Below are 26,022 nucleotides of genomic sequence, written 5' to 3'. Positions count from 1 at the left end.
CACATGCAAGCGGCAACTGTTGTTATTAACCGCCGCGCTCTGCGACACAATCTGCAACGCCTGCGCGAACTGGCTCCCGCCAGTAAGCTCGTTGCGGTCGTGAAAGCGAACGCTTACGGACACGGTCTCCTGGAGACCGCGCGAACGCTCCCCGACGCCGATGCCTTTGGCGTCGCCCGCCTGGAAGAGGCCCTGCACCTGCGCGAGGGCGGCATTTCCCAGCCGGTTCTGCTGCTGGAAGGTTTTTTCAATGGAAGCGATCTGCCGCTGATTTCCGCTCAGGCTTTCCACACCGTGGTGCACAACCCCGAACAGCTGGAAGCGCTGGAGCAGGCTGATTTGCCAGAGCCGGTTACCGTCTGGATGAAGCTGGATACCGGTATGCACCGCTTAGGCGTGCGCCCGGAAGAAGCGAATGCGTTTTATCAGCGCCTGAGCCAGTGCAAAAACGTGCGTCAGCCGGTGAACGTGGTCAGCCATTTTGCTCGCGCCGACGAGCCAGAATGCGGTGCGACCGAACAACAGCTCGATATATTTCTGACTTTCACCGAAGGCAAGCCGGGGCAGCGTTCCATTGCCGCGTCCGGTGGGATTCTGCTGTGGCCACAGTCGCATTTTGACTGGGTGCGCCCGGGGATCATCCTGTACGGCGTATCGCCACTCGAGAACAAACCCTGGGCCGACGAATTTGGCTTCAAACCGGTGATGTCGCTGACGTCTAACCTGATTGCCGTGCGCGAGCACAAAGCGGGTGAACCAGTGGGCTACGGCGGCACCTGGTCCAGCGAACGCGACACCCGTCTCGGGGTGGTTGCCATGGGCTACGGGGATGGCTATCCGCGTGCCGCACCGTCCGGAACGCCGGTGCTGGTGAACGGTCGGGAAGTTAAGATTGTCGGTCGCGTGGCGATGGACATGATTTGCGTCGATTTAGGCCCGGTATCCACCGATAAAGCTGGCGACCCGGTTATTTTGTGGGGCGAAGGGCTGCCGGTTGAGCGCATTGCTGAAATGACAAAGGTGAGTGCTTACGAACTTATCACGCGCCTGACGTCAAGGGTTGCGATGAAATACATCGACTGAAATACCTGATTTCACCCTCTTCGCTGCGGAGAGGGTGAACGCCTCCGTTTGCTTTCCCTTAACATCCCCTCGATCTTCCCTCGCATCCGGTTTATTGTGTTAATCCCTGCCCTGTATGACATCTGGAGAAACATCGCGTGTTTCAGAACGTTGACGCCTACGCTGGCGATCCCATCCTTTCGCTGATGGAAAAATTCAAAGAAGATCCCCGTAGTGACAAAGTGAATCTCAGCATCGGCCTTTATTACAACGAAGATGGGATTATCCCGCAATTACAGGCTGTTGCCGAAGCGGAAGCGCAGTTGAATGCGCAGCCGCACGGAGCGTCGGTGTATTTGCCGATGGAAGGGTTAAACACTTACCGCAACGGGATTGCGCCGCTGCTGTTTGGGGCTGACCATCCGGTTCTGCAACAAAAACGCGTGGCGACTATCCAGACGTTAGGCGGTTCGGGTGCGCTGAAAGTCGGTGCCGATTTCCTGAAATACTACTTCCCGGGTTCAAACGTGTGGGTCAGTGACCCGACCTGGGAAAACCACATCGCCATATTTGAAGGGGCTGGCTTCGAAGTAAGTACTTACCCTTGGTTTGATAATCAGACCAACGGTGTGCGTTTCGAGGCGCTGTTGGAAAAGCTGAATACGCTGCCTGAAAAAGACATCGTGCTGCTGCATCCGTGCTGCCACAACCCAACCGGGGCTGATCTCACCCATGCCCAGTGGGATGCGGTCACGGAAGTGCTGAAAGCGCGTAACCTGATCCCGTTCCTCGACATCGCCTATCAGGGCTTTGGCGCAGGCATGGAAGACGATGCGTACGCCATCCGCACCATCGCGAGCGCGGGTCTGCCGATGCTGGTCAGCAACTCATTTTCCAAGATTTTCTCGCTGTACGGTGAGCGCGTGGGCGGCCTGTCCGTGGTCTGTGAAGACAGCGAGACCGCAGGTCGCGTGCTGGGTCAGCTAAAAGCGACCGTTCGCCGCAACTACTCCAGCCCACCGAATTTCGGTGCGCAGGTGGTGTCGGCGGTGCTGAACAGCGCTGAGCTCAAAGCCTCGTGGCTGGCGGAAGTGGAAGCCATGCGCACCCGCATCCTGGAGATGCGTCAGGCGCTGGTCAACGTGCTGAAGCAGGAGATGCCGAACGGCAACTTTGACTACCTGCTGCAACAGCGCGGCATGTTCAGCTATACAGGGTTAAGTGCCGCTCAGGTTGATCGTCTGCGCGAAGAGTTTGGCGTGTACCTGATTGCCAGCGGCCGTATGTGCGTGGCTGGCCTGAACTCTCGCAATGTTCAACGCGTGGCGCGGGCGTTCTCTGCTGTAATGTAAGTGCTTACTTACTTTCTCTCTCCCTTCGGGGAGAGAGTGATTAACAATAGGATGTTTAAGGGATTAATATGCGCAAGGTTTCAGTGGCGCTCAGCGCTATTTGCTTGTTGTTTACGATAAACAGCACCGTTGTTGACGCTCATGCGTCGTCGCCATCTCCACTGTATATTGGCACAAATGTCGCGAAACTCGCCGAACAGGCGCCGATCCATTGGGTTTCCGTGGCGCAGATTGAAAACAGTCTGTTGGGCCGGGCCCCGATGTCCGTCGGATTTGATATTGATGATACCGTGCTGTTTTCAAGCCCAGGCTTCTGGCGCGGTAAAAAGACCTTTTCCCCTGACAGTGAAGACTACCTGAAGAACCCGGAATTCTGGGAAAAGATGAACAACGGCTGGGATGATTTCAGCATCCCGAAAGAAGTGGCGCGCGCGTTGATTGCTCTGCACGTCAAACGCGGTGACAGCATTTATTTCGTCACCGGCCGCAGCCAGACCAAAACCGAAACCGTCAGCAAAACGCTGCAGGACGATTTCCTGATCCCGGCCGCCAACATGAACCCGGTTATTTTTGCCGGGGACAAAGCCGGGCAAAACACCAAGGTTCAGTGGCTGAAAGAGAAGAATATCAAAGTCTTCTACGGTGACTCCGACAATGACATCACCGCCGCCCATGACGTTGGTGCGCGCGGCATCCGCGTATTACGCGCGTCAAACTCCACCTACAAACCGTTGCCAAACGCCGGGGCGTACGGGGAAGAAGTTATCGTCAATTCCGAATACTGACCGCAAATAACGGCAATCGATAAGGTTGCCGTTTTTTTAATCAGAACCGTTTCCCTTTCTTCCGTCTTGTTGCACACTAAGAAAAGACTCATTTCGCATTCCTTCGGGGGATAAAGATGACCATTTCGGAGTTGCTGCAATATTGCATGAACAAGCCAGGCGCAGAACAGAGCGTTCACAGCGACTGGAAGGCCACGCAGATTAAAGTGTCTGATGTGTTGTTTGCGATGGTGAAAGAGGTGGAGGGCCGTCCCGCGACGTCGCTCAAAACCAGCCCGGAACTGGCAGATTTACTGCGTCAGCAGCACAGCGATGTGCGTCCCAGTCAGCATCTGAATAAAGCGCACTGGAGCACGGTGTATCTCGACGGGTCACTGCCGGATTCGCAGATTTACTATCTGGTTGATGCGTCTTATCAACAAGCGATGGGCATGCTGCCTGACCAGGTCAGGCAGCATCTTTCAGAGTGATTACAGCAACGGCTTAAGGAAGCGCGCAGTATGCGAGGCTTCGCAGTCTGCGACCGTTTCCGGCGTACCGGAGACGAGAATTTCCCCGCCGCCGCTGCCGCCTTCCGGGCCGAGATCGACAATCCAGTCCGCGGTTTTAATCACGTCCAGATTATGCTCGATAACCACGATGGTATTGCCCTGATCGCGCAGCTTATGCAGCACGTCCAGCAACTGCTGGATGTCGGCAAAATGCAGGCCAGTGGTCGGTTCATCGAGGATATACAGCGTCTGCCCGGTACCGCGTTTGGACAGCTCACGCGCTAACTTCACGCGCTGAGCTTCACCGCCGGAGAGCGTTGTCGCCGACTGGCCGAGACGAATGTAGGTCAGGCCCACATCCATCAGCGTTTGCAGTTTACGCGCCAGCGCCGGAACGGCATCAAAGAACTCACGCGCTTCTTCAATGGTCATATCCAGCACTTCGTGGATAGTCTTGCCTTTGTACTTAATCTCTAGCGTTTCGCGGTTATAGCGCTTGCCTTTGCACTGGTCGCACGGCACGTAGATATCCGGCAGGAAGTGCATTTCCACCTTGATGACGCCATCGCCCTGACACGCTTCGCAGCGGCCGCCACGGACGTTAAAGCTAAAACGCCCCGGCGTATAACCGCGCGCACGCGATTCCGGCACGCCCGCGAACAGTTCACGCACTGGCGTAAAGATGCCGGTGTACGTGGCCGGGTTAGAGCGCGGCGTACGGCCAATCGGGCTCTGGTCGATATCGATAACTTTGTCGAAATGCTCGAGGCCCGTGACATCGCGATACGGCGCAGGCTCGGCGATGGTCGCGCCGTTGAGCTGGCGCTGTGCAATCGGGAACAGCGTGTCGTTAATCAGCGTTGATTTACCGGAACCGGATACACCCGTCACGCAGGTAAACAGGCCAACAGGTACTGTCAGCGTGACGTCTTTCAGATTGTTACCGCGTGCGCCGGTCAGTTTCAGCACTTTTGACGGGTCAGCCGGAACGCGATCGTTCGGCACTTCGATTTTACGTTTGCCACTCATGTACTGACCGGTCAACGATTCGGGTACCGCCATAATGTCTTCCAGCGTACCTTCCGCCACCACTTCGCCGCCGTGGACGCCAGCGCCCGGGCCGATATCAATCACGTGGTCAGCCGCGCGGATAGCATCTTCGTCGTGCTCTACCACAATCACCGTGTTACCGAGGTTACGCAGGTGAATCAGGGTGCCGAGCAGGCGTTCGTTATCGCGCTGATGCAGGCCGATAGACGGTTCATCCAGCACGTACATCACACCCACCAGACCGGCACCAATTTGGCTAGCCAGACGAATACGCTGGGCTTCACCGCCGGAGAGGGTTTCCGCCGAGCGGGAAAGGGAAAGATAGTTCAGGCCAACGTTGACCAGGAACTTCAGGCGATCGCCAATCTCTTTCAGCACTTTTTCCGCAATCTTGGCGCGTTGCCCGGACAGCTTCATGTTCTGGAAGAACTCCATCGCATGGCCGATGCTCATGTCTGAAATGGTTGGCAGCGGGGTGTTTTCGACAAACACGTGGCGCGCTTCGCGGTTCAGACGAGTGCCGTCGCAGCTGGTGCACGGCCGGTTGCTGATGAATTTCGCCAGCTCCTCGCGCACCGCGTTAGATTCGGTCTCTTTGTAGCGGCGCTCCATATTATGCAGCACGCCTTCGAACGGATGGCGGCGCACGGAGGTATCGCCCCGGTCGTTCATGTATTTGAATTCAATTGACTCTTTGCCTGAACCATACAGCACCACTTTATGCACATTTGCGTTCAGGCTGCCCCACGGGGCTTCGATATCGAATTCATAATGCTCCGCCAGCGAGCGCAGCATCTGGAAATAGTAGAAGTTACGGCGATCCCAGCCGCGGATTGCGCCCCCGGCAAGGGAAAGCTCCGGGTTCTGGATGATGCGGTCCGGGTCGAAATACTGCTGCACGCCGAGGCCGTCACAGGTTGGGCAGGCACCGGCCGGGTTGTTGAACGAGAACAGACGCGGTTCGAGTTCACGCATGCTGTAGCCGCAAATCGGACAGGCGAAGTTGGCGGAGAACAGCAGTTCATCGGCTTTCGGATCGTCCATTTCTGAAACGATCGCGGTGCCGCCGGAGAGATCCAGCGCGGTTTCAAATGATTCGGCCAGGCGCTGGGCCAGATCTTCGCGCACTTTGAAGCGGTCAATCACGACTTCAATAGTGTGCTTTTTCTGCAGCTCAAGCTTTGGCGGATCGGACAGGTCGCAGACTTCGCCGTCAATGCGGGCGCGGATATAACCCTGGCTCGCCAGGTTTTCCAGCGTCTTAGTGTGCTCGCCTTTACGCTCTTTTATCATCGGCGCCAGCAGCATCAGGCGCTTGCCTTCAGGCTGTGACAGCACGTTATCGACCATCTGGCTGACGGTCTGCGCCGCCAGCGGCACATCGTGATCCGGGCAGCGCGGTTCGCCCACGCGGGCAAACAGCAGACGCAGATAATCGTGGATTTCAGTGATGGTCCCGACGGTGGAACGCGGGTTGTGAGACGTTGACTTTTGCTCAATAGAAATCGCGGGCGACAGCCCTTCGATGTGGTCAACGTCAGGTTTTTCCATCAATGACAGGAACTGACGCGCATAGGCGGAGAGTGATTCAACGTAGCGCCGCTGGCCTTCGGCATACAGCGTATCGAACGCCAGCGAAGATTTACCTGACCCAGAAAGCCCGGTCACGACAATCAGTTTGTCGCGAGGGATGACGATGTTGATGTTTTTGAGATTATGGGTGCGGGCGCCCCGAACTTCGATCTTATCCATTCACCTTTCCCGGTAGAGACTCGGAATGCCTGGTTTGCTTGAAGGACAAACGGCGGAAACGGCTAATTATGACACAGAATGACCTGAATGAATATACAGTACTGGAATCGTGCTTCCGCGCTTCGCTGCAACGACAACAGTCCACAACGTAATCCTGGAATACGGCTCGCAAACTATCAAATCGACACTTTGTAATGCTACAATCCCCCGTTTACACTATTAAGAAATGTTTTCAGGAGACACGATCATGGCCAGCAGAGGCGTAAACAAGGTGATTCTCGTCGGTAATCTGGGTCAGGACCCGGAAGTACGCTACATGCCGAGTGGTGGTGCAGTTGCCAACATTACGCTGGCTACTTCTGAATCCTGGCGTGATAAAGCGACCGGCGAAATGAAAGAGCAGACTGAATGGCACCGTGTCGTGCTGTTCGGCAAACTGGCAGAAGTGGCCGGTGAATATCTGCGTAAAGGTTCCCAGGTCTACATCGAAGGCCAGCTGCGTACCCGCAAATGGACCGATCAGAGCGGTGCTGAAAAATACACCACTGAAGTGGTTGTTAACGTAGGCGGCACCATGCAGATGCTCGGCGGCCGTCAAGGCGGCGGTGCACCAGCAGGTGGCGGTCAGCAGCAGGGTGGAAGCTGGGGTCAACCACAGCAGCCACAGGGCGGCGGCAATCAGTTCAGCGGCGGCGCGCAGTCTCGTCCGCAGCAGCAGCCAGCCGCTGCACCGGCTCCGTCTAACGAACCGCCGATGGATTTCGACGACGATATCCCGTTCTGATAACGATGCATATTGTCTGACAGAAACGTCACGCATTAAAAAAGCGCTTCCCGTAAAGGAGGCGCTTTTTTTATTCTGCTAACTCAGGCGGCGTCGCTGAAATCAGGTCACGACCATCGGCCATGCTGATGGGGTTGGAGTCTGGCTCATGACTTCCATCATCACGTCTTTGATGTTGTTCCAGACCAGCGTCAGGTCGACCAGGGTAATCCCCAGTAAACCCGTGGCGAACCAGCAGGAGGCCGCAACGCCAAAGAGACTGCAGATAACCGCCAGCCCGGCGTAATCGGATTTACGGAACTGAATTTTTAATGTGCTCGCCAAAAACATCAGCACTGCGCTCGTGAGTGGCCAGCGGAGGAGAACAACGCCGGTGGTGACAGACATCATGAAACGTACCCTCTGAAAACGAAGCCAGGGATAGCGCGGCGTTGCTCATCAGGGGCATCACACTCTGGCTATCGACAGGCATCGACCAATGAAATGAAACACTGTTTTGTGTTTCATAAGATTGTGTGAACTATATCACATTCGCTGTTTTATTCGCCACTGGTATGGTGAAATTTTACATACCGAGAAATCGAAAAACTAAGCCTATATATTGATATTGAGAATATATTCTTGGCGTTCTTTGGCGGGGATATCAGATATTTCAGTGAGATAGGAAATTGTTACGATAGTTTAGCATTTGTACAATATTTACATTATAAATTACATGGCATATGCTTTCTGGATAAATATATTTACTTGCGATCAATTAATCAGCCATTGATTTCATTGAGTATTTTGTTTATTTGTAATTTTTTTAAGACAACACAGTGTGTTTTGTTTGTCTGAATGTACACCTTCATGATTAACCTGTGCTTAATCATGCGAATCAGTATCTGATTTATTCATTGCAGGTTTTTGTCCTTAACGAACCTGTGACTGAAAAATGAAAAAAGACAGATTACACACAGCAATTAATGATGCAGAGCTTTGTCTGCATCGTCTGGCCAAGCTCATGCCCGGTTTGTCGGCACATCGTACGCTGGCCGATGTTTTGCAGCTCATCCACGAGGTATTCGGCGCGCGGCTGTCCTGGATCATGCTGGAAATTGACGACGTTCAGCAGTTAGAGGTGTTGGGCGATCCTTTGTATGCCAAAGAAAGCGCCGGACGTTTGCTGGTGGCTCTACGTCAGCAGCAGGCTCCTTGGCGGGTGAAATGTTGGCATCGGGACGTGGGGCGGTTACTTTATACCGACACGCACCCGCTGGCGCAGGAATTACAATGTGGCGTGCTGTGCCGAATATTCCCGCTACAGGAAGACGCTCGCGCCTTTATTTTTCTGGCGTTCGACCAGCCTTTATTAGCGCCAGCGGTATTACGCAGCGTGGCGCTGATAATTGCGGAGAAATTACATGACGCGATGACTGAATTAATAACTCGCGAGCGCACCGCCGTAGAATTGAAAAACATCGTTAATCAATATCGTATTCTTTTCGAACGCGCACCGGTATTAATGAATTCCTTTGATAAACATAATCGCTGCATATTATGGAACGGAGAATGTGAGCGAGTATTCGGCTGGACGCTGGAGGAAATAAATCGTCAGCCGGACCCGCTGGCGCTATTTTATCCCGATCCTGAAGTACGTCGCGGGGTGCGAGAGTCGGTGAACTACTCTCCTACACTTGAGATGCATGAATGGTATCCGCACCGACGCGATGGTGAGGTGCTGGCCACGCTGTGGTCAAATATCATGTTACCCGACGGCGAAATAATGAATATCGGCGTGGACATCACCGAGCGTAAACGTGCGGAAAACCTGCTGGCCTTCCAGGCCACTACCGACGCGCTGACCTGCTGTTTCAACCGGCTGGCAATCCTCAATCACTTACAGAAAAGCCTCGATAATTGTCAGTCAGAACAAAAAGATACGCACTTTGTCATGGTCATGATTGACCTTGATCACTTCAAACAAATTAATGACCGTTGGGGGCATCAGGCGGGTGACGATGCGCTGGTGTACTTCTGCCAGCATATCCGCGAACAGTGTGAGGGCCAGTCACGGCTAGGACGGTTAGGCGGGGAGGAGTTTCTGCTAATGCTGCCGTTTGCTGAAACCGACGAAGCCGTTGCGTTTACCGACCGGCTGCGGGCGCAGCTGCGCTCCGTGCCCTTTGAGGTTGCCGGTGCCTCAGTGGCGTTGTCCTTTAGCGCAGGCGCGATGGTGGTCAGTGAAAATAATACCGAACGTGCGGTGCTATTAACGCTGGTCGATAACGCACTTTATGACGCCAAGCGCACCGGACGCGGCAAAACAGTGGTGACTTCATTGACATCTTAATCCTACAGCGGGCGGCATTTTTTTAACTGCCTGCTGTGGTGATTAGATTTTACTTAATTCCATGGCACCTGCCTTTTAAACAACATTATCAAGCATTGCTTAATAAATAGCAGGCTTAATAAAAACGCTGGCACAACTTTTAGTTTGCCTTACGGGCAAATATTATCGTCATAACCACATATTCGAATTTTGAGGGCAAAAGACGGTTGCTAATGTTGAATGATTCATGCAACGTTATCCCCTGTCAGAAAGCGTCCAGCCTGAGTGTCAGGCACATTAAATGCAGGGATATCAGGCTGAATATGAACCAGAGTGCGCGAAGCATCGTGCAGAGGGGCTTGGGGGTGATCATCGTCGTGCTCTTGCCGGTGATGCTTGCGCTTTGGTTTTCGCAGTTCAGAGCCGAGTCTGAAACCCACAGTCAGCTTAATACATTCGCTCACATCGCCCTGAATAAAACGGAACAGGTTATTCGCCAGGCCGATCTCGCCAGAGACGCCGCCGAACATTACACCGGCATGCTGTGCTCGCCAGAACATCAGAAGCAGATGTTAAATATCGTTCGCGGACGCCTGTACGTTGAAGATTTAATTTATGCGCAGGGCGATCGGTTTGTCTGCTCCACATCGGTGCATCCGGATAAAGCCTGGTCGATGCCCGCGCCTAATTACCGCCGCAAACCTGATATTGCTATTTATTATTATCGCGATACCCCGTTTTTTCCCGGCTATAACATGACGTATATGCAGCGCGGGAATTATGTCGCGGTGATTAACCCGCTGTCCTATAGCGAAATCGTGACGGATGACGATAGCCTCGCCTTTGGTGCCTACGACACCAAAACCAAAACCTTCTTTTCCGTCAGCGAAAACACCAGTCTGAATACCTTAAAACCGCTAATCCGTGACAGCGGGTCTGCGTTTCAGCACGATGGCCGTTTTTATACCATCGCGCTTTCTGAACGTCGGCCGATTGCTATTATTATTTCGACATCAGATGCGCGTTATTTCCAAAACTTCCGCCATCAAGCGATGCTGACCCTGCCGCTGGGATTCATTTGCAGCATACTTATCCTGCTGGCCTGGGCTCGCAGCCGTCAGCGGTTTAATTCGCCGAAGCGCTTATTACAGCGAGCGCTGAATAAGCAGCAGCTGCGGCTGCATTATCAGCCCATTATCGATATCAAAAACAATCAATGCGTTGGCGCTGAAGCGCTACTGCGCTGGCCCGGGTTTGACGGCCCGGTAATGAGCCCGGCTGAATTTATTCCGTTGGCGGAGAAAGAAGGTTTAATTGAGCAGGTGACGGATTACGTCGTGGAATCGGTGTTCACTGACTTAGGTGATTTTCTACAGCACAACCCTCAGCTGTATATCTCCATTAACCTCTCGGCCTCTGATTTCCACTCTTCGCGTCTGATTGCGATGATTTCCGATAAGGCCTTGCAGTATGGGGTTCGGGCTCAGCAAATCAAAATTGAGGTGACGGAGCGCGGGTTTATTGATGTGCCCAAAACGACACCGGTTATTCAGGCGTTTCGTCAGGCGGGTTATGAAGTGGCCATCGATGATTTCGGCACTGGCTATTCCAACCTGCACAACCTCTATTCGTTGAACGTCGATATCCTGAAAATCGATAAATCGTTCGTCGACACGCTCACCACCAATAGCACCAGCCATCTGATTGCGGAACATATCATCGAAATGGCGCAAAGCCTGCGTCTGAAGACCATCGCGGAAGGCGTCGAAACCGCCGAGCAGGTCAGTTGGCTTCTAAAGCGTGGGGTACAGTTCTGTCAGGGCTGGCATTTCGCAAAAGCCATGCCGCCGCACGAGTTTGTTGAGTGGCAGCAGGGCTCAATGCCGTGGGCAAGCCTTCAGACGGCTCACGCTGAGATCTGATGGCGGTAGTCGCTCGGGGTGCGGTCGAACTCCCGGCGAAAGACGCGCGAAAAGGTCTGCTGCGACACGTAACCCAAATCCATCGCAATATCAAAAATCGGACGTTTCGTCGTGCGCAGTTCTTCTGCCGCCATCAGCAACCGCCGCTGGCGAATGTATTCCCCTAACGTCTGATGCATCACTGCGCGAAACATCCGCTGCAAATACCATTTTGAATAGCCCGATTTTCTGGCGACCACATCAATATTAAGCGGTTGATCAATATGGTCATCAATCCATTCAATCAGCGTTTCAATGATGTCGTGATGGGACATAAGCGGCCTCTCTTTCACAATTTCGGTTCGTCGTTTTGTCTGCGGGCGAGTATAATTCCTCAAGTTAACTTGAGGTAAAGCGCTTTATGGAAAAGAAATCATCCCGCATTAAAACCCTGCTGACGCCGGGTGAAGTGGCAAGGCGTAGCGGCGTTGCCGTGTCTGCGCTGCATTTCTATGAAAGCAAAGGATTAATTGAGAGCACGCGTAACGAAGGCAACCAGCGTCGATACCGTCGTGACGTGCTGCGTTATGTGGCGATCATCAAGATTGCCCAGCGAATCGGCATTCCGCTTTCCACCATTAGCGACGCGCTGGGCGTGCTGCCGGAAGGGCATAACCTGAGTCCAAAAGCATGGAAACAGCTGTCGTCCCAATGGCGCGAGGAACTGGATAGCCGCATCCACACGTTGGTCGCTTTGCGCGACCAGCTTGATGGCTGCATCGGTTGCGGCTGCCTGTCGCATCGCGACTGCCCGCTGCGCAACCCGGGCGATATGCTCGGTGAGAAAGGGCCCGGCGCGCACTTCCCGGATGAGAATGCCTAAAAAAACTAAAGCGCCACAATTGGGCGCTTTAGTTGTTTTCCGGTCTTTGTCTTTCTCTCTATCCCGTTGCTTCACAGGAGGGTTTCCCCCGACATCAGCACGCCTCAGTCGATCAAAAGTAGTTGGAGGTTCCGGTTTGTACTGACACTTTAATTGTAAGTCGCACCCCGATTTTTGCCACCGCCATTGGCGATTATTTAGCCGAATTTTTTCACGGCTTTCGCCACAGTTCCTATAGTTATTTTGAACAACTCACAGGAGACCGCCATGCTGACGGTACATCATCTTAATTTGTCGCGCTCCCAGCGCGTGCTTTGGGCCTTAGAAGAACTGGAATTGCCTTACCAGATAGTACGTTACCAGCGCGAGCCGACCATGTTGGCGCCTGAGGCGTTGAAAAAAGTGCATCCGCTAGGTAAATCGCCAGTGCTGGAAGACGACGGGCTGATCCTCGCCGAGTCGGGCGCGATTCTGGAATATTTGCAGGAGACGCACGATCCCGGACAAACGCTAAAACCCTTGAACCCGGAGGAGCGCATTCAGTACCGCTTTTGGCTGCATTACGCCGAGGGCTCGTTGATGCCGTTCCTGGTCATGAAGCTGGTGTTTGGGCGTCTCGGTAAGCCGCCGGTGCCGATTGGATTGCGAACGGTGGGCAAATTGTTGTCCCAGGGTGTGCAGAAGGGATATCTCAATAAACAGCTGGCCACGCATGCGGCCTTTATTGAATCGCACCTGGCACAAAACACGTGGTTTGCCGGAGAGCAGCTCAGTATGGCGGATATTCAGATGAGCTATCCGGCGATGGCATTACTGGCGCGTGGAGAAAAGGGCACGATGCCGAATCTGACGGCGTGGACAAAACGCGTTGAAAATCGTCCCGCCTGGCAGAGAGCCATTCAACAAGGTGGCCCACTCGATTTTCCCGGCAGTTGATTCATCATCACAAAAACCGATGACCCGGAGAAATGAAAACAAACGTTCGCAAAAATGTTAGCAGATTGCGCATGGACGATATCGTTTGCGCACACGTTGTCTATTTCTTCGCCGTCATAAGGGAAATTTAGCGAAATGGCCTAATCATCAGTTGAAAAGCACCGGATAAAAACCAGATAATCGTTTGCCTTCTTTTACCGATGCCTTTCGGGCCGCATTTTTGTTGGCTGCTTTTGCTCACCCCAGTCACATAGTTTTCTATGCTCCTGGGGATTCGCGCAGTTGCCGCCGCAATGCAACTCGAAATTCATTCGGTAAAATTCACTGTTCTGAAGAAATGATTGAGAACAGTTCACTTTGCACACCGTTTTTGTTTGCGTGGAGCTAATCGTTTGCTTTTTTGCGGCCCCCCTTGGTCGCGATGTTGCACAAGGAGATAACGCTTAGCTGGCAGTGGATTGTCCACCATGCAAACGGACGAATGATAAAAATTCTCAGGGGATGTTTTCTATGTCTACGCCTTCAGCGCGTACCGGCGGTTTGGACGCCTGGTTCAAAATTTCAGCTCGTGGCAGCACCGTACGTCAGGAGATCCTTGCCGGTTTAACCACCTTCCTGGCAATGGTGTACTCCGTTATCGTCGTACCGGGCATGCTCGGTAAAGCGGGCTTCCCTCCGGCGGCCGTCTTCGTGGCGACCTGTCTGGTGGCGGGTGTCGGTTCTCTGGTCATGGGTCTGTGGGCGAATCTGCCGCTGGCGATTGGCTGTGCCATCTCGCTGACCGCGTTCACCGCCTTCAGCCTGGTGCTGGGCCAGCACATCAGCATTCCTGTGGCGCTGGGTGCCGTGTTCCTGATGGGTGTGCTGTTCACCATCATCTCCGCCACCGGTATCCGTAGCTGGATCCTGCGCAACCTGCCGCAGGGCGTTGCGCACGGCACCGGGATTGGTATCGGCCTGTTCCTGCTGCTGATCGCGGCGAACGGCGTGGGTCTGGTTATCAAAAACCCGCTGGACGGCCTGCCGGTGACCTTGGGTCACTTCGCGAGCTTCCCGGTTATCATGTCGCTGATTGGTCTGGCGGTGATTATCGGTCTGGAAAAACTGAAAGTGCCGGGCGGCATTTTGCTGACTATCGTCGGCGTGTCCCTTGTCGGCCTGATTTTCGATCCGACCGTGCATTTCTCCGGTATCTTCGCCATGCCTTCCCTCAGCGATGAGCACGGCAATTCGCTGATTGGCAGCCTCGATATCATGGGCGCGCTGAACCCGGTGGTTCTGCCAAGCGTGCTGGCATTAGTGATGACTGCGGTGTTTGACGCCACGGGTACCATCCGTGCCGTCGCCGGTCAGGCGAACCTGCTGGATAAAGACGGGCAGATTATCAATGGCGGCAAAGCGCTGACCACTGACTCCCTGAGCAGCGTGTTCTCCGGTCTGGTGGGCGCTGCGCCAGCCGCGGTTTACATCGAATCTGCTGCCGGTACTGCTGCGGGTGGTAAAACCGGCCTGACAGCTATTACCGTTGGCGTATTGTTCCTGCTGATCCTGTTCCTGTCCCCGCTCTCTTATCTGGTGCCTGCTTATGCAACCGCACCGGCGCTGATGTACGTGGGTCTGCTGATGCTGAGCAATGTGGCGAAAATCGACTTCGGTGATTTCGTCGATGCGATGGCAGGGCTGATCACTGCGGTGTTTATCGTTCTGACCTGTAACATCGTGACCGGTATCATGATCGGTTTCGCGACGCTGGTGATTGGCCGCGTGGTATCCGGTGAATGGCGTAAGCTGAACATCGGCACCGTGGTTATTGCCCTGGCGCTGGTAGCCTTCTACGCGGGCGGCTGGGCTATCTAAGTCCATTTTTGCCCGATGGCGCTGACGCTTATCGGGCCTACTTTTTAGGCCTGGCAAGCGTAGTACCGCAGGCACTGAGGGCGACCATGGGTCGCCCTTTTTGTTTTTTAGGGCACATCCTGCCGTTCTTTGCGATAAGCTTGAAGGCGTATTATCAGAGGTTGCAACAGATATAAGACATCGCAAACAGGGATAGCATGGAAATATTCTTCACAATACTGATCATGACCCTCGTGGTCTCCCTTTCCGGGGTCATCACCCGCGTCCTCCCTTTTCAGGTTCCACTGCCACTGATGCAAATTGGTATCGGGGCCGTGCTGGCGTGGCCTACGTTCGGGCTTCACGTCGAGTTTGACCCGGAATTGTTCCTCGTTCTGTTTATTCCGCCACTGCTTTTTGCCGACGGATGGAAAACGCCGACCCGTGAATTTCTTGAGCACGGGCGAGAGATTTTTGGCCTTGCACTGGCGTTAGTGTTGGTGACGGTCGTGGGTATCGGTTTCCTGATTTACTGGGCGGTGCCGGGGATTCCGCTGTTACCGGCGTTTGCGTTGGCGGCGGTACTGTCGCCCACCGATGCCGTGGCGCTGTCCGGGATCGTCGGGGAAGGGCGCATCCCGAAAAAGATTATGGGCATCTTGCAGGGCGAGGCGCTGATGAACGATGCGTCCGGTCTGGTGGCATTAAAATTTGCCGTCGCCGTGGTGATGGGCACCATGGTGTTCACCGTCGGCGGGGCCGCACTGGAGTTCGTCAAAGTGGCAACCGGCGGTATCCTGGCCGGGTTTATCGTCAGTTGGTCATACGGACGCTCATTACGTTTCCTCAGCCGCTGGGGCGGCGATGAACCAGCGACACAAATTGTGCTGCTGTTCCTGCTGCCGTTCGCGTCTTACCTGATTGCCGAACACATCGGCGTGTCGGGTATTCTGGCTGCCGTCGCCGCCGGGATGACCATCACCCGTTCTGGCGTGATGCGCACCGCGCCGCTGGCCATGCGTCTGCGCGCCAACAGCACCTGGGCGATGCTGGAGTTCGTGTTTAACGGCATGGTATTCCTGCTGTTGGGCCTGCAGCTGCCGGGCATTCTCGAAACGTCACTGGTGGCGGCAGAAGCGGATCCGAACGTCGACACCTGGGTGTTATTCGCCGACGTTATCCTGATTTATGCCGCCCTGATGCTGGTGCGTTTTGGCTGGCTGTGGACCATGCAGCGCTTCAGCCTGCGGTTCCTGAAAAAGAAACCGATGGAGTTCGGGAGCTGGACCACGCGCGAGCTGCTGATTGCCTCATTTGCTGGCGTACGCGGGGCGATTACGCTGGCCGGTGTGCTCTCTATTCCGTTGTTATTGCCGAATGGCAATATCTTCCCGGCGCGCTATGAGCTGGTGTTCCTCTCGGCGGGCGTGATCCTGTTCTCGCTGTTTGTTGGGGTGGTGATTCTGCCAATATTGTTGCGCCACATTGAGGTTGCCGACCAGTCTCAGCAGCACAAAGAAGAGCGTCTGGCGCGGTCCGCCACGGCAGATGTCGCCATTGTCGCTATTCAGAAAATGGAAGAACGGCTGGCAGCAGACACCAAAGAAAACATCGATAACCAGCTGCTCACCGAGGTGAGTTCGCGGGTAATCGGTAACCTGCGACGCCGGGCAGACGGGCGCAAAGATGTGGAAACCTCAATGCTGGAAGAGAGCCTTGAACGCCGTTTCCGCCTTGCGGCTCTGCGCTCCGAGCGCGGTGAGCTTTACCATCTGCGTGCCACCCGACAAATCAGCAATGAGACCCTGCAAAAGCTGCTGCACGATCTCGATTTGCTGGAAGCCTTGCTGATAGAAGACCAGTAAATTCAGCCCAAAAAAAAGCCGCCTAAATGGCGGCTTAAAGGGGGGGGGGGGGAATATCGCCGACCGTTATTGCAGGTCGACGTTTTTACTGCCAAAGAACCAGGTCAAAACAAAACCGGCCAGATACGAAATCAGAATACCCGCCACGTACACCGCCATTCCGGCGAAAATACCCTGCGATGACGTCATCAGCGGAATCGACACCAGGCCAGACGGGCCGAAGACGGTGTTGAGGCCAACTGGCAGTCCCAGCCACGAAATCATGCCAATGAAGAAGCCGCCGACCGCGCCGCCGAGACAGGCCGTCACGAACGGTTTCAGGCGCGGCAGCGTCACGCCGTAAATCAGCGGTTCGCCAATCCCCAGCAGGCCCGGGAAAATGGCGCCTTTAATCTGTGTGCGTAACAGCGAGCCGTGTTTGGCGCGGAAGTACAGCGCCAGTGACGCACCGACCTGTCCGGCACCAGCCATCGCCAGAATCGGGAACAGAGAGTTAAAGCCCTGCGCGTCCATCAGCGCGAAATACACGGGCACAAAGCCCTGATGAATGCCGAACACAACGGCTATCAGGAACAGTCCAGCCAGTAGCGCAGTGCCAAACGGGTTGCCGTTCAGGTGCAGGAACAGCCACGACATGCCTTTAAACAGCTCGCCGCCAATCGGCATAATCACCGTGAAGGTGATGGCCCCGGTAATCAGCAGCGTAATGGCCGACGTCAGGATCATATCCAGCGAATCATGAATACAGCGCCGCACCTGGCGCTCAATCCACGCCCCGAGAATACAGGCCAGCAGCACGCCGATAATGTTGCCGCGCGGGTCGATAACCAGCCCGAAAAAGTCCTGCATTCCCGCGTAATAGCCGACTTTACCTTCCGGCACATAGCGCAAAATAAACAGCGAGGCGATGATCGCGCCGTTCACGCCCGAGCCGCCAAACGCTTTTTGGGTGTTAAAGCCGATCAGAATGCTGAGGAAGGTGAACAGGCCGATGCTGAACACCTTCATATAGGCGATCAGGTCCACGAGCCAGGTCGCGGGTGATGCGCTATCGTTGATGAGCATTTGCTGTAACAGCGTCGCGATACCCAGCAAAAGGCCCGCGGCGATAAAGCCCGGGATCAGCGGGGTAAAGATGGTGGCAAACTTGGTCAAAAAGTTATGCACCGCGCTGTTCTGCTTGCCTTTCATCTTCGCTTTATTCTGGCTGGCCTGCATTCTCAGGTCGGCGTCTGAGGTTGGTGTAGCCGCCTCAGCACCTTCTGATTTCAACAGGTCATTCATCATTTCACTGGCAGTTTGCGCTTTACCCGGCCCGAGAATAATTTGCAGCTGATCGTCGCCGTTAACCACGCCGAGGACGCCGGGCACCGCTTTGAGCTGTGCGATATCGGCGGCATCCCGATCGACCAGCGTCAGGCGCAGGCGCGTCATGCAGTTGCCACACACACTGATGTTCGCCGGTCCTCCCGCCAATCGCAGAAGTTGCTCGATCATCGAGCCGGTTATTTTCGCCATGATCAGTTGCTCCCGATGCCCTGGATGGCACTGCGAATGAAGCCGTTGTTGTTATTCAGCATCGCGCTGGCATCGGCGGCGCTGACGCCCGCCAGAACCATCACAATGGCGGTTTTACAGTGGCGATCGCAGGCGTTCAGCGCAGCTTCCGCCGTCGCCGGGTCGCACTCGGTCGCCTGCACCACGATGTTCACCTGGCGTTGCAGCAGCTTGGCATTGGTGGCTTCCACATCGACCATCAGGTTGCCGAACACTTTGCCGGAGCGGATCATCGCCCCGGTGGTCAACATATTGAGCACCAGTTTCTGGGCGGTGCCGGCTTTCATACGGGAAGATCCGGTGACCACTTCCGGGCCGACCATCGGTTCGATGGCGATGTCGGCCAGTTTGCCAATTTCGCTGCCGCGGTTGCAGGCGATTGCGCCGGTCGTCGCGCCCACGCTGCGAGCGTAGTTCAGGGCGCCAATCACATACGGCGTGCGCCCGCTGGCCGCTATGCCGATGACCACGTCGCGTTCGTTCAGGGCCAAATCACGCAGATCCTGCTCGCCCATTTGCGGGCTGTCTTCGGCGTTTTCGACCGCCTGCAAAATGGCGGTTTTACCGCCCGCAATCAGGCCAACCACCATTTCGCGCGGCGTGCCGTAGGTCGGTGGGCATTCGCTGGCATCCAGAATACCGAGGCGGCCCGAGGTGCCCGCGCCGCAGTAAATCAGGCGTCCGCCGCAGGCAAAGGCTTGAGTAATCGCATCGACGGTCTTCGCGATGGCGGGCAGCTGTTCTTCAACCGCCAGCGCGACCTTTTGGTCTTCCGCATTAATGACTTTCAGCATCTCCAGCGTCGACAGGGTGTCAATGTTCTCGCTCGCCTGGTTGCGGCTCTCTGTAGTCAGTGCGGATAAATCAATTTTCATAACGACCTCGATGAATAGCGTTCTCTATGGTTTGGAATAATATATTCCAAATAAAGTAACAAGAAGTAATATTTTATCCCAATGCGGGAACTGTGATCGGGCGCAGTCTGCACCGCCGAATGAGCAATAGGGAAAGCGAGGAACCAGGCTAGCCTCCCGGTAGCCAAAATCCTTCGCAGCACTGGAGCCAGGCCTGGGCGCTGTGCGAGAGGTACGTGCCTTCGCGCCAGATCATGCCCAGTTGCCAGTGCAGCTCGCTGTCGAGGGGGATCCAGCGCAGGGTGTTTTTGTCGAGTCGCTGGCAAATCGGTTCCGGTAATATCGCCACGCCAACGCCCGCCTGTACCATCGCCGCCAAAAAATCCCACTGGCCGCTGCGCACCGCGATGCGCGGCTTGACGTCATGCTCGGCAAACAGGGTCATCAACTGGCGGCTAAGCGCGAAATCTTCGTTATAAATCAGCAGCGGGTGCGCGGCTAACTGTGCCGGGCTGATGGACTCAACGTGTAGCCATTCACCGGATTTCGGCACCAGCACGCACAGCGGATGGCTGAACAACGGCATCGTCGACAGGCCGCTGTCTTCATCCACGGGCAGGGCAGTCATCGCCACATCCAGCTCGCCGTTCATCACCGCCTGTTGCACCGTCAGGCCGCCGAATTCGGCAATTTTGAGTTCCACGCCGGGGTAGCGCTGGCGAAACAAACTGATCGGGCCGGCCATTAACATGCCAACCATAGGCGGGATTCCGAGGCGCAGTATTCCTTTTTGCAGGTGATTGATATCACTGAGTTCCGCTTCAAGCTGGCGAAATTCGGCCAGAATCGCCAGGCCGCGCTCAAACACCACGCGTCCGGTATCGGTCAGAAGCAGTTTGCGCCCGTCACGGATGAGTAGGGTACAGTTGAGGTCATCTTCTAAATTTTTCAACATCTTACTGATGGTGGGTTGTGTGACAAACAGCTTCTCTGCCGCACGGGTAAAGCTCTGTTGCCGGACCACTTCAACGAAATAGCGAAGCGTTCTTATATCCATGATTATTCCTCGAAACTATACCTTCAATGATTTTAATTCATTTCAGTCGCACTCGGCGGCTCTCTATACTGAACACCTTCATTTTTTTCAGGAATTCCTTTCATGGCTGTGGCCTTAGGGCGCGTAACGCCTGCTGTCCTGCATCATCTTCAAATCCCGGTGCAGGTGGTGTTGTACGCCGGATTGTTTGTGCTGGCGGAACATCTGGTGGCGTGGGGCGATCTTCCGCTGCCTGCCAATCTGGTCGGTTTAGTGCTGATGCTGGCGCTGATTGTGTGTCGCATTTTGCCGCTCAACTGGGTACGCGCCGGTTCGCGCTGGCTGCTGGCGGAAATGCTGCTGTTTTTCGTTCCGGCGGTGGTGGCGGTGGTGAATTACGCACAATTGCTGATGGTCGACGGCTGGCGCATTTTTCTGGTGATTGCCTTGAGCACCCTGATGGTACTGGGCGCAACTGCCTGGGTGGTTGATAAGGTGTATCGGTACGAGCTGAGCAGGCTAAACCGTGAATAGTCTTGCCCTGAGCTTGCTGTGTCTGGCAATGACCCTCGGACTCTATTACGCCAACAAACGCCTGTATCGTCGCTTTCGCAAACTGCCGTTGATGCCGCTGGTTTTCACTCCGCTGTTGCTGGTGCTGATTTTGGTATTCGGCCACATTTCTTATCAGAGTTACATGGGCGAAGCGCACTGGCTGCTGTGGCTGCTCGGCCCGGCGACCCTCGCCTTTGCGGTGCCGGTGTATGACAATCTGGCGGTGATCAAACGCCACTGGATGTCCCTCAGTGCAGGTGTGCTGACGGCGAATGTGGTGGCGGTGTGCAGCTCAGTGTGGCTGGCGCGGCTGTTTACGTTGTCCGATGAAATACAGCGTAGCCTGGCGGTGCGTTCCATCACCACACCGTTTGCTCTCGCCGCCGCGAAGCCGCTGGGCGGACAGCCGGAACTGGTGGCGCTGTTCGTGGTGATTACCGGGGTGTTTGGCATGGCGGTCGGCGATATGCTGTTTTTGCGTCTCGCCATTCGGGAAGGTATGGCGAAAGGCGCAGGCTTTGGCGCGGCATCACACGGCGCAGGCACCGCCCGTTCTTATGAACTTGGCCCACAGGAAGGGGTGATTGCCAGTCTGGTCATGATGCTTTCCGGCGTCACGATGGTGCTGTGTGCGCCGTTAGTCGCGTGGGCGATGTTCTGAGAAATCCCCGGCCTGAAGGCCGGGGAGATGTGCTTAGTGCGCCCGACCCTGGTCGATGCCAATCCCGGTTTGAGAACGAATAAACTGCGCGCGGAACTGCTCGCGTTCGCGCATTCCGGCTTCGGAGTTGTCCGTGGCAGAGAACACCCAGATCCCGATAAACGCCACGGCGATGGAGAACAGCGCCGGGTATTCATACGGGAAGATGGCTTTTTCATGACCGAGGATCTGCACCCAAATTGTCGGGCCGAGGACCATCAGCACAATCGCCGTCAGCAGCCCCAACCAGCCCCCAAGCATTGCGCCGCGCGTGGTCAGTTTCGACCAGTACATCGAGAGCAGGATGATCGGGAAGTTGCAGCTCGCGGCAATCGAGAATGCCAGGCCAACCATGAAGGCGATGTTCTGCTTCTCAAACAAAATCCCTAATAGAATGGCGACCACGCCGAGGATAAGCACGGTGATTTTCGATACCCGCAGCTCATCGCGCTCGGACGCGCCTTTGCGGAATACGTTGGCATAAAGGTCATGCGATACCGCGGAAGCGCCCGCCAGCGTCAGGCCTGCGACCACCGCCAGAATGGTGGCGAACGCCACGGCTGAAATGAAGCCGAGGAACAGATTGCCGCCCACCGCATCGGCCAGATGCACCGCCGCCATATTGTTACCGCCAATCAGCTGGCCCGCCGCGTCTTTAAACGCCGGGTTCGCCCCGACCAGCATGATCGCGCCAAAGCCGATAATGAAGGTCAGAATGTAGAAGTAACCCATAAATCCGGTGGCGTAGAACACGCTTTTACGCGCTTCACGGGCATCGCTGACGGTGAAGAAACGCATCAGAATGTGCGGCAGACCAGCGGTGCCGAACATCAGACCCAACCCTAACGACAGCGCAGATATCGGGTCTTTCACCAACCCGCCCGGGCTCATGATTGCCGCACCTTTCGGGTGGACCGCCATCGCCTGGGTGAACAGGTTATTGAAGCTGAAGCCCACGTGTTTCATGACCATAAACGCCATAAAGCTGGCGCCGAACAGCAGCAGCACTGCTTTGATGATTTGCACCCAGGTGGTGGCTAACATGCCGCCGAACAGGACGTACATCACCATCAGCACGCCGACCAGCACCACGGCGACGTGGTAGTTCAGGCCGAACAGCAGTTCGATGAGCTTCCCGGCACCGACCATCTGGGCAATCAGATACAGCGCCACGACCACCAGCGATCCGCAGGCAGCCAGAATACGAATCGGCCCTTGTTTCAGGCGATACGAGGCCACGTCGGCAAAGGTAAAGCGCCCGAGGTTACGCAGGCGTTCGGCTATCAGGAACAGGATAATCGGCCAGCCGACGAGGAAGCCGAGAGAGTAAATCAGCCCGTCGTAGCCGGAGGTATACACCAGCGCGGAAATGCCGAGGAAAGAGGCCGCAGACATAAAGTCCCCGGCAATCGCCAGGCCGTTCTGGAAACCGGTGATATTGCCGCCCGCGGTGTAGTAATCGTTGCGCGAGCGGACGCGTTTGGAGGCCCAGTAGGTGATGTACAGCGTCAGCAGCACGAAAACCAGGAACATGATGATCGCCTGCCAGTTGGTCGGCTGGCGCTGCACTTCACCGCTAATGGAATCGGCCGCGTTCGCCGCCAGCGGGAGCGCAGTGGCCAGTGCCGTCAGTATTTTTTTCATGGGGCCTTCACCTCACGCAGAACGGCCTTCGTCAGCCGGTCAAATTCACCGTTTGCCCGCCAGACGTACACGCCGGTGAGCACGAAAGAAATGATGATCACGCCAATCCCGATGGGAATGCCGCGCGTGACGCTGGTACCCGGATGCAGCGGCGTACCGAGCCAGCCGGGGGCGAAAGCAATTAACAGAATAAAACCGACGTAGACCACCAGCATGATGATCGACAGGAGGGTGGCAAACCGTTGCCGTTTTTCGACGAGCTCCCTGAAATGCGCACTGTTTTCTATCTGCTGACAAATATCTTGATTCATCACCGCGTCTCCAGAGGTTCCCCGTCGTCTTTCAGTAGCACGAAATTCAAACGGGAAGGTAAGGTATTGTTATTATTAGTAGGCCCGGTTAGCGGAGCGCCACCGGGCAAGAATGTTAATGCCCGGCGGCGCGCTGCTTGCCGGGCCTACACAACCCCTCGCCGATCGTTAAGAAGGCATTGAGATGGACTGCTTCTCTTCGAGCAGTTTTTCCACCACGCCTGGATCGGCAAGCGTTGAAGTATCGCCAAAGTTGCTGGTATCCCCGGCGGCAATTTTGCGCAGAATGCGGCGCATGATTTTGCCGGAGCGGGTTTTCGGCAGCGAGTCGGTCCAGTGCAGCACGTCAGGCGTCGCCAGCGGGCCAATCTCTTTGCGCACCCAGTTACGCACTTCGGTATACAGTTCCGCGCTCGGCTCTTCGCCGTGGTTCAGCGTGACGTAGGCATAAATCGCCTGGCCCTTAATGCTGTGCGGAATGCCGACCACCGCCGCTTCGGCGATTTTCGGGTGCGAGACCAGCGCAGATTCAATCTCTGCGGTGCCCAGACGGTGGCCGGACACGTTCAGCACGTCATCGACGCGGCCCGTAATCCAGAAGTAACCGTCTTCATCACGGCGTGCGCCGTCTCCGCTGAAGTACATGTTTTTGAAGGTCGAGAAATAGGTCTGCTCGAAACGTTCATGATCGCCAAACAGCGTGCGCGCCTGGCCCGGCCAGGAATCGGTGATCACCAGGTTGCCTTCGGTTGCCCCTTCCAGCACATGGCCTTCGTTATCGACCAGCGCCGGTTGTACGCCGAAGAACGGACGGGTCGCGGAACCGGCTTTCAGCTCGGTCGCGCCTGGGAGTGGGGTGATCATGAAGCCGCCGGTTTCGGTCTGCCACCAGGTGTCGATGACCGGGCATTTTTCGTTGCCGATTTTCTTCCAGTACCACTCCCAGGCTTCCGGGTTGATAGGCTCGCCCACGGAACCGAGAATGCGCAGGGAAGAGCGGTCGGTGCCCTGAATCGCCTTATCGCCTTCGGCCATCAGGGCGCGAATCGCGGTTGGGGCGGTGTAGAGAATATTCACTTTGTGTTTGTCGACCACTTCGCTCATGCGCGCAGGCGTCGGCCAGTTTGGCACGCCTTCAAACATCAGCGTGGTCGCGCCGCAGGCCAGCGGGCCGTACAGCAGATAGCTGTGACCGGTGACCCAGCCGACGTCGGCGGTACACCAGTAGATATCGCCCTGATGGTAATCAAAGACGTATTTGAAGGTGGTCGCCGCATACACCAGATAGCCGCCGGTGGTGTGCAGCACGCCTTTCGGTTTGCCGGTAGACCCAGAGGTATAGAGGATAAACAGCGGGTCTTCCGCGCCGACTTCAACCGGCTGGTGCTGGTCGCTGGCTTTTTCAACCAACTCGCTCCACCACAGGTCGCGGCCTTCCTGCCAGGCGATAGTTCCGCCGGTACGTTTCAGGACCACCACGTGTTCAATGGTATTAACGTTCGGGTTTTTCAGCGCGTCATCGACGTTTTTCTTCAGCGGAATGGAACGGCCCGCGCGCACGCCTTCATCGGCAGTGATCACCAGGCGCGAGCTGGAATCGATAATGCGTCCGGCAACCGCTTCTGGTGAGAAGCCGCCGAAAATGACCGAATGCACGGCGCCAATGCGCGCACAGGCGAGCATCGCCACCGCCGCTTCAGGCACCATCGGCATGTAAATCGCCACCACATCGCCTTTTTTGATGCCGAGTTCGGTCAGCACGTTGGCGAAGCGGCACACGCCGGCGTGCAGTTCTTTATAAGAGATATGTTTGCTCTGGGTGGCGTCATCGCCTTCCCAGATAATAGCGGTCTGGTCGCCGCGTTCGGCCAGATGGCGGTCGAGGCAGTTGGCCGCCAGATTCAGGGTGCCGTCTTCATACCATTTGATTGAGACGTTCCCGGGGGCGAAAGAGGTGTTTTTGACGTTCTGATAGGGCTTCATCCAGTCGAGGATTTTTCCCTGCTCGCCCCAAAAGGCATCAGGGTCGCTTACCGACTGTTGATACTTCGCCGCATACTGCTCCGGGTTGATCAGGCAATTTTCCGCAATGTTTGCGGGAATAGAATGTTTGTGTATTTGGCTCATGCTTTTTTTCTCCCTGTAGAATGTTAATAATATGTCAAGCAAACGTTAATTATAGGGGTTTAAGCGGCTTTGTTTATTATTTGGGCGACAGATCACGCATTAATTGCAGAGTATGAAAATTCGCCAAACGAACGTTAGAAGAGAAATAATAACCATGGTGAATTTATGTATTTTTAAACTAAAAAATGTTTGCTATAACAAAAGGTTATTTTAGGTAACCGGATTTAATC

The 26,022-nt window shown here is 55.3% G+C and carries 22 protein-coding genes; 13 read left to right on the top strand and 9 right to left on the bottom strand.

Going from position 1 to position 26,022, the window contains the following annotated elements; all coding sequences use genetic code 11:
• Window positions 1-3 precede the first annotated feature (3 nt).
• The 4 genes from alr to A8O29_RS21025 all read left to right on the top strand — a co-directional run bounded on the left by alr (window position 4) and on the right by A8O29_RS21025 (window position 3,669).
• Entirely contained in the window at window positions 4-1,083 is a 1,080-nt protein-coding gene (alr, locus tag A8O29_RS21040) for an alanine racemase (protein ID WP_125354127.1), read from the top strand.
• Between the two features lie 137 nt (window positions 1,084-1,220).
• Complete coding sequence (gene tyrB / locus A8O29_RS21035; RefSeq protein ID WP_125354128.1) at window positions 1,221-2,414, top strand: aromatic amino acid transaminase; 1,194 nt, start codon at window positions 1,221-1,223, stop codon at window positions 2,412-2,414.
• Between the two features lie 68 nt (window positions 2,415-2,482).
• Window positions 2,483-3,199, top strand: coding sequence for an acid phosphatase AphA (aphA, locus tag A8O29_RS21030; protein WP_125354129.1), 717 nt, complete (start codon window positions 2,483-2,485; stop codon window positions 3,197-3,199).
• Between the two features lie 116 nt (window positions 3,200-3,315).
• Entirely contained in the window at window positions 3,316-3,669 is a 354-nt protein-coding gene (locus A8O29_RS21025) for an MmcQ/YjbR family DNA-binding protein (RefSeq protein WP_125354131.1), read from the top strand.
• Here the strand turns inward: A8O29_RS21025 and uvrA are convergent, their stop codons facing one another.
• Complete coding sequence (uvrA, locus tag A8O29_RS21020; protein ID WP_125354132.1) at window positions 3,670-6,492, bottom strand: excinuclease ABC subunit UvrA; 2,823 nt, start codon at window positions 6,490-6,492, stop codon at window positions 3,670-3,672.
• A 247-nt stretch (window positions 6,493-6,739) separates the two neighbouring features.
• On the opposite strand from uvrA, the gene ssb1 reads away from it, so the two are divergent.
• Window positions 6,740-7,276 carry a single-stranded DNA-binding protein SSB1 gene (gene ssb1 / locus A8O29_RS21015; protein WP_125354134.1) on the top strand — a complete coding sequence of 179 codons (537 nt, stop codon included), beginning with the start codon at window positions 6,740-6,742 and terminating at the stop codon, window positions 7,274-7,276.
• Window positions 7,277-7,378: 102 nt separating this feature from the next.
• Here the strand turns inward: ssb1 and A8O29_RS21010 are convergent, their stop codons facing one another.
• Entirely contained in the window at window positions 7,379-7,666 is a 288-nt protein-coding gene (locus A8O29_RS21010; RefSeq protein WP_110511023.1) for a YjcB family protein, read from the bottom strand.
• A gap of 544 nt (window positions 7,667-8,210) precedes the next feature.
• On the opposite strand from A8O29_RS21010, the gene A8O29_RS21005 reads away from it, so the two are divergent.
• Both A8O29_RS21005 and A8O29_RS21000 read left to right on the top strand, forming a co-directional pair.
• Window positions 8,211-9,608, top strand: a complete 1,398-nt coding sequence (locus tag A8O29_RS21005) for a GGDEF domain-containing protein (RefSeq protein WP_125354135.1) — start codon at window positions 8,211-8,213, stop codon at window positions 9,606-9,608.
• A 302-nt stretch (window positions 9,609-9,910) separates the two neighbouring features.
• On the top strand, window positions 9,911-11,509 hold the full coding sequence (locus A8O29_RS21000) for an EAL domain-containing protein (protein WP_125354137.1): 1,599 nt from the start codon (window positions 9,911-9,913) through the stop codon (window positions 11,507-11,509).
• Here A8O29_RS21000 and soxS read toward each other — a convergent pair.
• Window positions 11,494-11,823 carry a superoxide response transcriptional regulator SoxS gene (gene soxS, locus A8O29_RS20995; protein WP_110511020.1) on the bottom strand — a complete coding sequence of 110 codons (330 nt, stop codon included), beginning with the start codon at window positions 11,821-11,823 and terminating at the stop codon, window positions 11,494-11,496. The genes A8O29_RS21000 and soxS overlap by 16 nt on opposite strands.
• Window positions 11,824-11,909: 86 nt before the next feature.
• Here soxS and soxR point away from each other — a divergent pair, with 86 nt between their 5' ends.
• The 4 genes from soxR to A8O29_RS20975 all read left to right on the top strand — a co-directional run bounded on the left by soxR (window position 11,910) and on the right by A8O29_RS20975 (window position 17,008).
• Complete coding sequence (gene soxR / locus A8O29_RS20990) at window positions 11,910-12,371, top strand: redox-sensitive transcriptional activator SoxR (RefSeq protein ID WP_125354138.1); 462 nt, start codon at window positions 11,910-11,912, stop codon at window positions 12,369-12,371.
• A 267-nt stretch (window positions 12,372-12,638) separates the two neighbouring features.
• Window positions 12,639-13,307, top strand: coding sequence for a glutathione S-transferase family protein (locus tag A8O29_RS20985; protein ID WP_125354140.1), 669 nt, complete (start codon window positions 12,639-12,641; stop codon window positions 13,305-13,307).
• A gap of 510 nt (window positions 13,308-13,817) precedes the next feature.
• Window positions 13,818-15,164, top strand: a complete 1,347-nt coding sequence (locus A8O29_RS20980; protein ID WP_125354142.1) for an NCS2 family permease — start codon at window positions 13,818-13,820, stop codon at window positions 15,162-15,164.
• A gap of 197 nt (window positions 15,165-15,361) precedes the next feature.
• The gene (locus tag A8O29_RS20975; RefSeq protein ID WP_125354143.1) at window positions 15,362-17,008 is read left to right on the top strand and encodes a Na+/H+ antiporter; all 1,647 of its coding nucleotides are present in this window, start codon (window positions 15,362-15,364) and stop codon (window positions 17,006-17,008) included.
• A 66-nt stretch (window positions 17,009-17,074) separates the two neighbouring features.
• Here the strand turns inward: A8O29_RS20975 and murP are convergent, their stop codons facing one another.
• From murP to A8O29_RS20960, 3 genes are all read right to left on the bottom strand, one after another.
• Window positions 17,075-18,526 (bottom strand): PTS N-acetylmuramic acid transporter subunit IIBC, encoded by a 1,452-nt coding sequence (gene murP / locus A8O29_RS20970; protein ID WP_174081412.1) that lies wholly within the window; start codon window positions 18,524-18,526, stop codon window positions 17,075-17,077.
• Between the two features lie 2 nt (window positions 18,527-18,528).
• Window positions 18,529-19,440: an N-acetylmuramic acid 6-phosphate etherase gene (gene murQ, locus A8O29_RS20965; protein WP_125355947.1), complete on the bottom strand. Its 912-nt coding sequence runs from the start codon at window positions 19,438-19,440 to the stop codon at window positions 18,529-18,531.
• Window positions 19,441-19,588: 148 nt separating this feature from the next.
• Complete coding sequence (locus A8O29_RS20960; RefSeq protein ID WP_125355945.1) at window positions 19,589-20,476, bottom strand: LysR family transcriptional regulator; 888 nt, start codon at window positions 20,474-20,476, stop codon at window positions 19,589-19,591.
• 102 nt (window positions 20,477-20,578) lie between these two features.
• Between A8O29_RS20960 and A8O29_RS20955 the strand changes: the two genes are divergently transcribed.
• On the top strand, window positions 20,579-20,989 hold the full coding sequence (locus A8O29_RS20955; RefSeq protein WP_125355943.1) for a CidA/LrgA family protein: 411 nt from the start codon (window positions 20,579-20,581) through the stop codon (window positions 20,987-20,989).
• The gene (locus A8O29_RS20950; protein ID WP_125355941.1) at window positions 20,982-21,671 is read left to right on the top strand and encodes an LrgB family protein; all 690 of its coding nucleotides are present in this window, start codon (window positions 20,982-20,984) and stop codon (window positions 21,669-21,671) included. Before A8O29_RS20955 ends, A8O29_RS20950 begins: the two co-directional genes overlap by 8 nt.
• Before the next feature lie 33 nt (window positions 21,672-21,704).
• On the opposite strand, the gene actP is transcribed toward A8O29_RS20950, so the two are convergent.
• From actP to acs, 3 genes are all read right to left on the bottom strand, one after another.
• Complete coding sequence (gene actP, locus A8O29_RS20945; protein ID WP_125355939.1) at window positions 21,705-23,354, bottom strand: cation/acetate symporter ActP; 1,650 nt, start codon at window positions 23,352-23,354, stop codon at window positions 21,705-21,707.
• On the bottom strand, window positions 23,351-23,665 hold the full coding sequence (locus A8O29_RS20940; RefSeq protein ID WP_110511008.1) for a DUF485 domain-containing protein: 315 nt from the start codon (window positions 23,663-23,665) through the stop codon (window positions 23,351-23,353). The genes actP and A8O29_RS20940 overlap by 4 nt, the downstream gene beginning before the upstream one ends.
• Before the next feature lie 168 nt (window positions 23,666-23,833).
• Window positions 23,834-25,792 carry an acetate--CoA ligase gene (gene acs, locus A8O29_RS20935; RefSeq protein ID WP_125355937.1) on the bottom strand — a complete coding sequence of 653 codons (1,959 nt, stop codon included), beginning with the start codon at window positions 25,790-25,792 and terminating at the stop codon, window positions 23,834-23,836.
• Between the last annotated feature and the right edge of the window lie 230 nt (window positions 25,793-26,022).

Source organism: Scandinavium goeteborgense, from assembly GCF_003935895.2.
GTDB classification, from domain to species: domain Bacteria; phylum Pseudomonadota; class Gammaproteobacteria; order Enterobacterales; family Enterobacteriaceae; genus Scandinavium; species Scandinavium goeteborgense.
The sequence above is the reverse complement of the archived record's forward strand: the minus strand, read 5'-3'. Positions and strand labels throughout refer to the sequence as shown.